Source organism: Xenorhabdus sp. PB30.3 (assembly GCF_963895965.1).
GTDB classification, from domain to species: domain Bacteria; phylum Pseudomonadota; class Gammaproteobacteria; order Enterobacterales; family Enterobacteriaceae; genus Xenorhabdus; species Xenorhabdus stockiae.
In genome coordinates, this window is the sequence record NZ_CAWQMW010000020.1 from 1 (window position 1) to 10,698 (window position 10,698).

The following is a 10,698-nucleotide window of genomic DNA, read 5'->3' on the forward strand; positions in this document are numbered from 1 at the left end:
GTTATTCTATTTTAAACAAATTAAAACATAAAAAATTAAATTTGAAAAATAGATTACCTGAAAAAAGTTATAAACCAATATCCCGATTAAAATAATCCCTACCTTCTTTTAATTTCAGTTTTATTGACTGAGTGTATTATTTATAAATTAGCCTAATAAAAATGCTGACAAAAAGGCACTAATCACCAAGATAAGTGATCAGCGCCTGATTAATTTCTCACCCAATACGTACACGACGCACAACAAATGCAGCTAGCACCGGAGCTATCGCAAAGACCGCAAACAGCCACACTGCGGCACTTTGAGCGCCGGCTAAACCACCCGGTTCAGAGAATCCGGCAATGTTTGCCACAATACCAGCAAGTGCGGAGCCGATTGCTGTCGCGTACAATTGCACGGTTGTGATCGAGGTCGATGCCAGATCTTCCTGACCGACAGGCGCACTCGTAAATACCTGTGTGAGCATATGCGGCCAGGCAGCACCAATGCCAATACCAACCGCAGCAAGTGCAATACACATCAATATAATGCCGAAAGCCGGGCTGAACAGATATTGCGATGGCATGATGATTGCCAGCATGATAAGCGCAATTACAACCAGAATGGGGCCATGCCGAACCAACATCTGTGCAATCTGTGTGCTACGCCCGGAGCTGAACAACGAACCAAGCGTCCAGCCTGCCGCCATCAATGCAGTCGCATAACCCGCTATTAATGGGCGATAACCATGAATGACCTGCAAAAAATAAGGTACAAATATCTCTGTTGTCATACCGATAACAAGCAGGCTCATACAGGCATAAATGGCGCCAAGAGGAGCACGAATATCATAAGCACCTGTCGGCAACAGTTTAATTTTCGATTTACGATCAAAGCGGGCAATCAATACCACAATCGCAAGACCAATAACGACACCAGCCATATTGATAAAAACCAACTTCGACAGACTTGCCACCGAAATAATAAGCACTGATACCCCAAGTAGCAGGATCTTGCCAATTGCAGCCCGCTCTGCCTGCACCGCAGATTTTTGATAAATCGCCAACTGAACAAGCACAATCACAGCAAGTACAGCAGCAACCGGCAAAAGAGCAATAAATGCGAGACGCCATGTATCCCCGTTCGCAAAAATCCCACCGATGGCCGGACCACAAAGTGTTGCAATGCCCCACATACCAGACACCATCGCCATCGCTCGGGGCCATAATCGCTCATCAAATACGATACGAATGAGTGCGTAACTGAGGGCAAACAAAATCCCGCCACCAAAACCCTGTATAAAACGCCCAACAAGCATCCACTGCATATCTGTTGCTGCTGCGCATATCAGCGTTCCTACACAGAAAACGACAAGAGCCACAAGATAAGCAGCGCGAGGCCCGAAACGACTCAGCACGTTTTTAGACAATGGCGCACCAATAATTGATGCAACCATGAACAGAGTCGTATTCCATGCATAATACTCAAGCCCGCCAATATCCCGAACAACCGATGGCAGGATTGTTGTAGCAATATAGATATTGATTGCATGTAATGCGACACCGCCTGCGAGTGCAATTGAGATCAGGCCGTTGCGGCCGGAAAGTAGTTCCCCCCAAGAAGGGGCAATATTAGAACTCATAAATTACCTCATCAGTTTTATACATGAAATTGCTCGTTTTGCGATCAAAGACATTAATCTATCATTCCAACAATTAATGGATCAATGGTGAAGATGAATTAATTATGCTATTTATATTGCACATCTCGATACTCGAACTTTTTGTTATCTGAAACGGTTGCTTATGAAAACAGTTGATCCTACTGCTCATGCTATTAATGAAATGGCTGATTTTGCTAAAACGCTCGGGCACTCACATCGACTAACCCTGCTTGAAGCCGTATTTAGGCGTGAAAGTTCAGTGGAATATTTAGCAGAAATATCCGGGCTATCCATTACCAATACTTCACAGCATTTACAGCAATTGCGACGTGCCGGATTCGTCCAGACCCGTCGTGAAGGCAAGCATGTTCTGTACAGAATTGGCGATGGACCGGTAGCAAACATACTTGTTGCTTTACGAGACTACCTTGCCTATCAGCAAACTGAGATCCAGCGTGTCGTTTCTGACAGCATTCGTTATCCGGAGCACTTCGAAGGTATTTCTATTGAAGAATTGCTCAGCAGGCAAGAAGACGGGGTACTATTGCTGGATGTCCGCTCAGAAGAAGATTACGCCGCAGGGCATATTCCGGGAGCCATTAACATACCGACAGAAACCCTTGAACACCACCTTGATGAGTTACCACGTAATCAGGATATTCTCGCTTACTGTGGCGGACGATACTGTGTACTCTCTGTTCAGGCTGTTTCATTACTGCGGTCGGAAGGATTTAAAGCGCTGCGAGTCGGAGAAGGTTTTCCGGGATGGCGGGCAGCAGGTTTGCGCGTAGAGGCTTTAGAACGCTGACTTTACCTTATATTCCGGCCAGATGATTCGGTGGAAAAAGCCATCTGGCTGGCTATTAAACATAAGATAATGCCGAGCGCTATAAATAGCATTTAAACGGATCTTTTGGCTCAATAAATCCTCAACATTATCAATTAATCAACTGCATCTATAACCCTTCTTTGCTGCTGCCGTTTTTTCCGCATACGCCATAAAACCTCGAGGATAACAAACCAGATTGGTGTGCCATACAAGGCAATACGCGTATCGTAATCAAAAATCATGATAACCACGGTAAAAGCGAAAAATATCAGAGTGCACCATGTCATAGGAATGCCCATCGGCATTTTATAGATGGATTTCTCATGTAAGTCAGGGCGTTTTTTACGGTAAGCCAGATAAGCAAGCAATATCATACACCAGCTATAAACAACCATGATGGCGGCTACCGTGGAAACAATGGTAAATAGCTTCATTACATCCGGAACGATAAACAAGAGAAGTACACCACTTGCCATGCAAACAACAGAAAATATCAGGCTGAAAACAGGAATTGCACTATTTACTGAAAGCCGCCCGAACCAACCATGAGCCAATTTTTCAGTAGACAGGCCATATAACATACGGGTACAGGCGTATAGTCCGCTGTTTGCTGAAGACATTGCCGATGTCAGTGCCACAAAATTAATCACTGCGGCGGCAGCCGGTAATCCTGCCAGTGCAAATAGTGTAACGAACGGGCTGACTTCCGGAGAGATGTGAGGCCATGAAGTTACAGCAATAATGCACATCATGGAAAACACATAAAAGATAATAACGCGGATGGGAATACTGTTGATGGATTTCGGTAAAATCTTCTCCGGCTCTTTCGTCTCAGCGGTAACAGTGCCCACTAGTTCAATACCAGTAAAAGAGAAAATCGCAATCTGAAAACCGGCCAGAAAACCAAATACGCCATTGGGCAGGAAGACTTCCGGGTTAGTCAGATGGCGAACAGAAGCCGTGACTCCATTTGGTGATGTCCAGCCAATAGCAACCATACCCACGCCAACAATAATCAATGCAACTATTGCCACAACCTTAATCATGGCAAACCAGAATTCCGTCTCACCGAACAGCCTGACTGAAAAAAAGTTACATAAACACATTAATCCAAGAATGAACAACGCGGTAAACCAGAGGGAAATATCAGGAAACCAATACTGAATATAGCCACCACAGACCACGACATCCGCAATACAGCTCACTACCCAGCTCATCCAATATGTCCAGCCGAGAAAATAACTGGCTTTTTCCCCAAGGTAATCAGCGACAAAATCAGCAAAGGTACGATAATCCAAGTTGGAGAGTAACAACTCTCCCATCGCCCGCATCACCATAAAGGCAAAAAAGCCAATCAGCAGGTAAGTCAGAATGATAGAGGTACCTGATACAGCAATGGTTTTTCCTGTTCCCATGAATAGACCAGTCCCGATAGCGCCGCCAATGGCAATCAACTGGACATGACGTTTTCCTAATCCACGGTGAAGTTTCTGCGCACCTGCGGATTGCTCCGCAGATGTTTTTACCGTATTCGTCATCATTAACCTCCAGGTTTTTCTTTTTATATGAATAGATATGGATTGATCAGGTTAATTGCTCCAATAACAGGCCTGCCCTCAGACCAATGGCAACGTTAGCATTAGGAAATAAAATAAAGTTTGCCGGAGAAGTAATTTTCCAGGATTGATTTTCCTGACTGGCAATTTCAAAACCATCCGGCAAGGCCGTGAAGTTTTTTGTATCTTGCGGAATATGAAGCTGGAAACTGCTGTCCTGTTTGATTATTGAATCAACTGCCCGGTAACGTTTTATTTCCGGTTTTTGCCTTTTCACAGAAAATACGCCAGCAATCAGCTTCTGTAATGCTGCTGTAATATTGCTGAATTTAGCCAGATCGTTCTGCCCGAAAGAGTAGACTTTTCCAACTTCCATCGTGCAACTGTCTACATTGAAATACTGGCTGGTAAATTGGCTGAATGTTCCACCTTCACTTTTATGAAAAACCATCGCATCAATATCACTGCCTTCCAGCCATTGTAGAAGGTCAGGCGAATATTCACGTTGCTGGAAAGGCAGCAAGGCAAATTGTTCATGGCAGGAACCACGAATTGCTGTATGCAGGTCAAGATGCCAGCGGCGTGTTGATGCCATAACCGCAGGCTCCTGAAAAAAACTCTGTATCACAGATTCCAGCTCAACTGCCCGCTGTGTCTCATTTCCGGAAGGAAAATTCTGATACCTGCCACCAAACATGCGATTGAGATCGTTATGGATATAGCGCTTACTTTCACGCATGGCAGGCAAATTGCCAAAAATGAGCAGCAGGTTATGCTGCAACGACAGACTCCCCTGCACCAGTTGTGTTAATAACTGGAGCAGTATTTCAATCGGGGCCGTTTCATTACCATGAATTCCTGCGGAAATAATCAGCGTATCGCTTTTACTCTCTTGTGGGATCAGCTGTAATACACCATCTGCCAGCCATTTAGCGGTTAATGTAGGCGGGAAACTCAGTGTACTTTCAAGCTTATTTTCAAGTAATGGGGAAAGTAAATCCATCAATCCTCCTGATTAGCGCTGAAATTCATAGATAGAACCGAGACTGAGGATCTGGGTTAATTCATCCAGAGCGGAGCAGACTTCTGTCAGCAACTGTGGATCGGCCAGATCAGCGGTATATAAAGAATCTCGATAATGGCGTTCAACCCAGTCAGTTAAGCTCAGATACAGATCCGGTGTCATAATCACTGCCGGATTAACCGCTGTCAGTTCTTTTTCTTGCATCGCAACCCGAAGACGCAGGCAGGCAGGCCCACCGCCATTACGCATACTTTCGCGCAAATCAAAGAAATGGAGTTGACTGATAGGGCTTTCACCCGTCGCAACCAGAGACTGTAGATAGGATGATACGTTGGTGTTCTGTCTGCACTCTTCCGGTAAAATCAGCGCCATCCCACCCTCAGGCAGGCTTAATAACTGGCTGTTGAAAAGATAAGAACTGACTGCATCCTGCATGGATACCTTTGATGCAGGCACTTCAACAGGGTTCAGGTTTTGCCCGAGATGCGCCAGCTTTTCCTCAATTTCAGCCAAGACTGACTGCTGATTTAAAAATGCTTGCTCATGATAAAAGAATACATTCCTGTTGCTGACCGCAATGACATCGTTATGGAAAACGCCGCTATCAATGGCGATAGGGTTCTGTTGAGCAAAAACAGTTTGCCTTTCATCTAACTGATGTAAGCGTGCAATTGCTTCACTCGCTTCCAGTGTCTGACGGGCGGGATAACGCTCTGGTACCGGCCCGGCCCGGAAAGCACTGCGGCCATATACAAATAGCTGCACACCTGCTTCACCATATTCACCACAAAAACGGTTATGGTTTGCCGCGCCTTCATCTCCCCAGTCAGTATGTTGAGGTAATGGGGCATGGTGAACAAAGTAATTCGGATCTGAAAAAACAGCTTTTAACGCCCGGGATGTCGTCACACTTTCCAGTGAACGATGGAGTTTGTTATTTAAATTTGCCACCGTGAAATGGACACGTTGGTCAGCACTGTCAGCAGAAGGGGATACCGTGGCTGCATTAGCTGTCCACATGGAAGAAGCTGAACTGAGATTGGATAACAGCAATGGGGAGTATTTTGCTGCTTTATTAAGCACCTGTGCATCATTTCCCGTAAATCCTAGCTGCCGTAAAGCAGATAAATCAGGCCGCTGTTGTGGAGGTAAAACTCCCTGCACTAATCCCATATCCGACAGTGCTTTCATCTTTGTTAACCCTTGTAAGGCTGCCTTACGAGGATTGGATTGCTGCCCGCGATGATTTATCGAGGCTTCATTGCCCATTGATAACCCGGCATAATGGTGGGTCATACCCACTAAACCATCAAAATTTGCTTCAATTCCCGACATAGTGACCTCTGTTCTCCCTGCTGTCCTTAGAAAACCAGCTGGTTTTGGAAACCGGCTGGTCAGAAAAAAGCTAACTGAAAAAATTAAGAGCGGAAAAAATCAAGCCCGGGGACGAATGTGTCTGGCAGAGACAGTTTGTCCGTCACCAAAGATGCCATTGGCCATGCACAATAATCAGCAGCATAGTAAGCACTGGGGCGATGATTGCCTGATGCTCCAACCCCACCAAAAGGTGCTTTACTGGAAGCGCCGGTCAGTGGTTTGTTCCAGTTCACAATCCCGGCTCTTGCTTCTTCCTGTAATCGAAGGAAAAGGCTTTCATCAGGTGAAATCAACCCTGTCGCCAGACCGAAACGGGTATCATTGGCGATGGAAATCGCTTCCTCAAAGGTGTCATAACGCTGTAAGGTCAGCAGAGGGCCGAAATACTCTTCATCAGGAACCTGACTAACGCCTGTCAGTTCAATAATGCCGGGAGTCATAAAGGTTGAATGAGGATCCGGTTGTGTGAGTGTCAGCAGGGCCTTGCCGCCCAGTGCCAGCAACCCTGATTGAGCATTCAGCAGGCTTTCTGCCGCAGCCAAAGAGATCACACCGCCCATAAAAGGCTGAGGTTCAGCATCCCAGCGGGACGGAACTATCTGACGAGCCGCTTCAGTCAGCCGTTGAATCAGGGCATCTCCCTTCTCACCCTGTTTTACCAACAACCGGCGGGCACAAGTACAGCGCTGCCCCGCGGAAATAAAAGCAGACTGGATAATAGTATAAACTGCCGCATCAAGATCATCATAATCATCAACAATCAGGGCATTATTTCCCCCCATCTCCAGTGCCAGCATTTTTTCCGGCTGACCAGCCAACAGACGGTGGAAGTGAAAACCGGTTGTTGCACTGCCCGTAAACAGTACTCCGTCGATCTCCCGACAATCCAGTAACGCACCACCTGTTTCCCGGCCCCCCTGAACGAGGTTCAATACCCCCGCAGGTAATCCGGCTTTGATCCATAATTCCACGGTTTTTTCTGCTGTGATCGGCGTTAATTCACTTGGCTTAAAGATTAATGTGTTACCAGCAATCAAAGCGGGAACAATATGGCCGTTAGGTAAATGACCGGGGAAATTATAAGGCCCAAAAACGGCCATCACGCCATGAGGACGATGCTGTAATATTGCCTTTCCATCCGGCATGGCGGTTTCTGAATAACCTGTCCGTTGCTGCCATGCCTCAATAGAAATAGCAACTTTACCAATCATAGACTGAACTTCTGTCCGGGTTTCCCACAATGGTTTGCTGGTTTCTTCACTTATCACACGGGCAATTGTTTCTTTTTCCTGTGCCAGTAAATCAGCGAATGCCTGAATAATGGCAATACGTTTTTCAACTGCCAGCTTTGCCCAGTCTGAAAATGCCCTGCGTGCAGCCAGACCAGCCTGTTCCACTTGCTTAACAGAAGCACTGCGGGCCTGCCACAGAATTTGCTGATCAATAGGCGAATGTTTAACTACCTGTACACCCTGCCCGGTTACCCACTTACCATCAATGTAATTTGCCTGATCACTCATTGTGAAGTTTCCTCGGAAAAAAGAGCAGCACAGCGAACTAAATCCCCTTCCTCTACCTGAAGTGCTTCCATTTCTGCGCCAGTCAGGTGCAGTTCATCACTATCAATAGCGTCAGAGATATTCAGCAGCAACGCTTTAAAATCCTGAAAATGTAGGTTAGAAACAATGCATAGCCTGCCATCACTTTGTCTGGAGGCATTCTCTTTTCTTTTAACAGACACTAGCCGGCTGGCTTTTACGGTTCGCACATCATCGATCTCAGCCTGCAAAATAGCGCCGGCATCAAAAATATCGACCATACCGTGGTAGGAAAAACCTTCTTTTTCCAGAATCGCGCGGGCCGGCACTGTATTCTCATGTACCTGCCCGATAGCCCGCTGTGCCTCTTCCGGCAACAGCGGAACATAAATCGGATGGAACGGCATGAGTTCAGCAATAAATGTTTTGGTGCCAATGCCTGTCAGATAATCAGCCTGCGCAAACGGGACGTTGAAAAAGTGTTGCCCAAGTGCATTCCAGAATGGTGATTCGCCCTGTTCATTAACTACTCCGCGCATTTCCGCAAAAATAGTTTTCGGAAAAAGATGGCGAAACGCTGAAATAAATAAAAAGCGGCTCCTGGAAAGGAAAATACCATTGCGCCCCCCATGATAAGCCGGGTCAAGGAACAGGGTGCACAACTCACTGTATCCGGTGTGATCCTGCCCTACAATCAAAGTCTCAAACGAATTGTAAATTCCCAATTCACGGGATGAGCGCACCGATTTATGAACACGGTAATTGTAGAAAGGCTCCTCCAGCCCAACCGCAACCTCCAGCGCACTCACCCCAACAACACGATGCTTTTCCGTGTCTTCCAGAGTAAACAAGAATCCCTGTTGTGAACGCTCGCGCCCATCGTGGAATGAATCAATGCTGCGTGAAATCCGGGCCGCCAGATATTCCTGATTATTTGGCAACGACGTCAAACCCACTCCAGCGCGAGACGAGAGATCGAGGATATCCCCCAAATCTTTATGTTGAACGGATCTAAATAGCATCATGATATCACCTCAAAAACTGGGTTTATTCCTGAACAAATCGCTTGAGGGCATTTTCAAGCCGGGAAAAACCGTCGTTGATATCCTGTTGTTCAATATTTAATGCCGGAGCAAAACGCAGTACATTCGGCCCTGCAATCAGCGCGATTAACCCTTCTTCCGCAGCAAGATTGGTTAATGTTTTCGCTTTACCCTGATATTTGTCCGCCAGTTCTGCGCCCAGCAATAACCCTTTACCACGTATTTCACTAAACACTTGGTAACGCTGGTTCAAATCAGTCATATGCCGGATGAATTCCTGATGGCGCTCCTGTACACCTGCCAAAAACGCCTTCTGGTTCACTATGTTCAGCACTTTATGAGCAACTGCACTTGCCAGTGGGTTACCACCGAATGTCGTGCCATGTGAACCCGGCTGGAATACTTCTGCGACATGATGTTTAACCAGCATCGCTCCGATTGGGAACCCACCGCCCAATCCTTTTGCACTGGTCAGTATATCCGGCTCAATTCCCGTTTCTTCATAGGCATACAGATACCCCGTGCGGCCAATTCCGGTCTGTATTTCGTCATAAATCAGCAATGCCTGATATTGATCACACAGTTCTCTTAACGCCTTCAGAAAATCGGGCGTTGCCGGGATAACACCACCTTCGCCGATAATAGGTTCAACAATGACGGCACAGGTTTTATCAGAAATATGTGCTTTAATGGCTTCAATATCGTTATAAGGGAGATGAGTGATTTGTTGTGGAAGAGGAGCAAAATCTTGTGAATATTTAGGTTGTCCACCTACTGTCACTGTAAATAATGTTCTTCCGTGAAAAGAGTTTTCAAATGAGATAATTTCGCTTTTATGGCTGCCATGTTTATCTAAAGCATATTTTCTGGCAATTTTCAGCGCAGCTTCATTTGCTTCAGCGCCGGAGTTACAGAAAAAAACCTTATCAGAAAAGGTATTCTCGACTAAATCTTTTGCCAGCTTTAAGACCGGTTCATTAGTGTAACCATTACCAATATGCCAGAGGTTTTCCATTTGATTGTTTAATGTTTCTTTTAATTCATTATTAGCATGTCCTAATGCGTTAACAGCAATACCTCCAGCAAAATCAACGTATTCTTTTTCATCCTGATCCCATACTCTGGAGCCTTTAGCTCTGACAGGAATAAACGGAGCTGGTGCAAAACAAGGAACCATATACTGTTCAAACCAACTTCTCTGAATTTCTTTCGTCATTTGTTTTACCTCGAATAATTAACAAGAAAGGTGGTAATAGGCGTGTATTTAAAGAGTCTTTTAAATTAATGGATATACTCATATTTTCCATTAATTATTTCTATTAATTTTTAGTTTTATTCATTCATTGAATCAATGCTTTTCTGAAACTTAAAATTAATCTTTCAACACCTTTCATTGCCAGACCTGATTAACAATTAATCGCATCATCTCTTTGATTTTTAACAAAGTCAACACAACGTAATCACAATGAATTTACTTTTTTGATGTTTTTCACAATTTATAAAAATGATTTTTTATTCAGTTTATGCATAAACTTTGCATAAAAAATAAATAAAAGGAGGTATATAATTAGGCAGAGCGAAAAACAGCCGTGTTTTGCTCGGTAATTATTCAATTATTGAAGGTACATTTTACAATCAGGTATATTAAAAAATATTTGCAAATACGAATTTTTACAAAAAAATAAATAT

General features: G+C 44.9%; 8 protein-coding genes. 1 reads left to right on the forward strand and 7 read right to left on the reverse strand.

Annotated features, from left to right (window positions below; all coding sequences use genetic code 11):
• Positions 1–217 precede the first annotated feature (217 nt).
• Positions 218–1,621 (reverse strand): MFS transporter, encoded by a 1,404-nt coding sequence (locus AACX38_RS02210; RefSeq protein ID WP_228865642.1) that lies wholly within the window; start codon positions 1,619–1,621, stop codon positions 218–220.
• Between the two features lie 163 nt (positions 1,622–1,784).
• Between AACX38_RS02210 and AACX38_RS02215 the strand changes: the two genes are divergently transcribed.
• Positions 1,785–2,450, forward strand: a complete 666-nt coding sequence (locus AACX38_RS02215) for an ArsR/SmtB family transcription factor (protein WP_099108401.1) — start codon at positions 1,785–1,787, stop codon at positions 2,448–2,450.
• A gap of 134 nt (positions 2,451–2,584) precedes the next feature.
• On the opposite strand, the gene AACX38_RS02220 is transcribed toward AACX38_RS02215, so the two are convergent.
• The 6 genes from AACX38_RS02220 to AACX38_RS02245 form a co-directional block, all read right to left on the reverse strand.
• On the reverse strand, positions 2,585–4,009 hold the full coding sequence (locus AACX38_RS02220; protein WP_228865643.1) for an amino acid permease: 1,425 nt from the start codon (positions 4,007–4,009) through the stop codon (positions 2,585–2,587).
• A 46-nt stretch (positions 4,010–4,055) separates the two neighbouring features.
• The gene (gene astE, locus AACX38_RS02225) at positions 4,056–5,030 is read right to left on the reverse strand and encodes a succinylglutamate desuccinylase (RefSeq protein WP_228865644.1); all 975 of its coding nucleotides are present in this window, start codon (positions 5,028–5,030) and stop codon (positions 4,056–4,058) included.
• A gap of 12 nt (positions 5,031–5,042) precedes the next feature.
• Complete coding sequence (gene astB, locus AACX38_RS02230) at positions 5,043–6,386, reverse strand: N-succinylarginine dihydrolase (RefSeq protein WP_228865645.1); 1,344 nt, start codon at positions 6,384–6,386, stop codon at positions 5,043–5,045.
• Positions 6,387–6,469: 83 nt separating this feature from the next.
• Positions 6,470–7,948, reverse strand: a complete 1,479-nt coding sequence (gene astD, locus AACX38_RS02235) for a succinylglutamate-semialdehyde dehydrogenase (protein ID WP_228865646.1) — start codon at positions 7,946–7,948, stop codon at positions 6,470–6,472.
• The gene (astA, locus tag AACX38_RS02240) at positions 7,945–8,991 is read right to left on the reverse strand and encodes an arginine N-succinyltransferase (protein WP_228865647.1); all 1,047 of its coding nucleotides are present in this window, start codon (positions 8,989–8,991) and stop codon (positions 7,945–7,947) included. The genes astD and astA overlap by 4 nt, the downstream gene beginning before the upstream one ends.
• Before the next feature lie 22 nt (positions 8,992–9,013).
• Entirely contained in the window at positions 9,014–10,225 is a 1,212-nt protein-coding gene (locus AACX38_RS02245) for an aspartate aminotransferase family protein (RefSeq protein WP_228865648.1), read from the reverse strand.
• Between the last annotated feature and the right edge of the window lie 473 nt (positions 10,226–10,698).

What these genes read in the sequence shown, in the direction of transcription:
- AACX38_RS02210 (WP_228865642.1), bottom strand. Translation starts at nt 1,621, where the DNA reads ATGAGTTCTAATATTGCCCCTTCTTGGGGGGAACTACTTTCCGGCCGC.
- AACX38_RS02215 (WP_099108401.1), top strand. Translation starts at nt 1,785, where the DNA reads ATGAAAACAGTTGATCCTACTGCTCATGCTATTAATGAAATGGCTGAT.
- AACX38_RS02220 (WP_228865643.1), bottom strand. Translation starts at nt 4,009, where the DNA reads ATGACGAATACGGTAAAAACATCTGCGGAGCAATCCGCAGGTGCGCAG.
- astE (WP_228865644.1), bottom strand. Translation starts at nt 5,030, where the DNA reads ATGGATTTACTTTCCCCATTACTTGAAAATAAGCTTGAAAGTACACTG.
- astB (WP_228865645.1), bottom strand. Translation starts at nt 6,386, where the DNA reads ATGTCGGGAATTGAAGCAAATTTTGATGGTTTAGTGGGTATGACCCAC.
- astD (WP_228865646.1), bottom strand. Translation starts at nt 7,948, where the DNA reads ATGAGTGATCAGGCAAATTACATTGATGGTAAGTGGGTAACCGGGCAG.
- astA (WP_228865647.1), bottom strand. Translation starts at nt 8,991, where the DNA reads ATGATGCTATTTAGATCCGTTCAACATAAAGATTTGGGGGATATCCTC.
- AACX38_RS02245 (WP_228865648.1), bottom strand. Translation starts at nt 10,225, where the DNA reads ATGACGAAAGAAATTCAGAGAAGTTGGTTTGAACAGTATATGGTTCCT.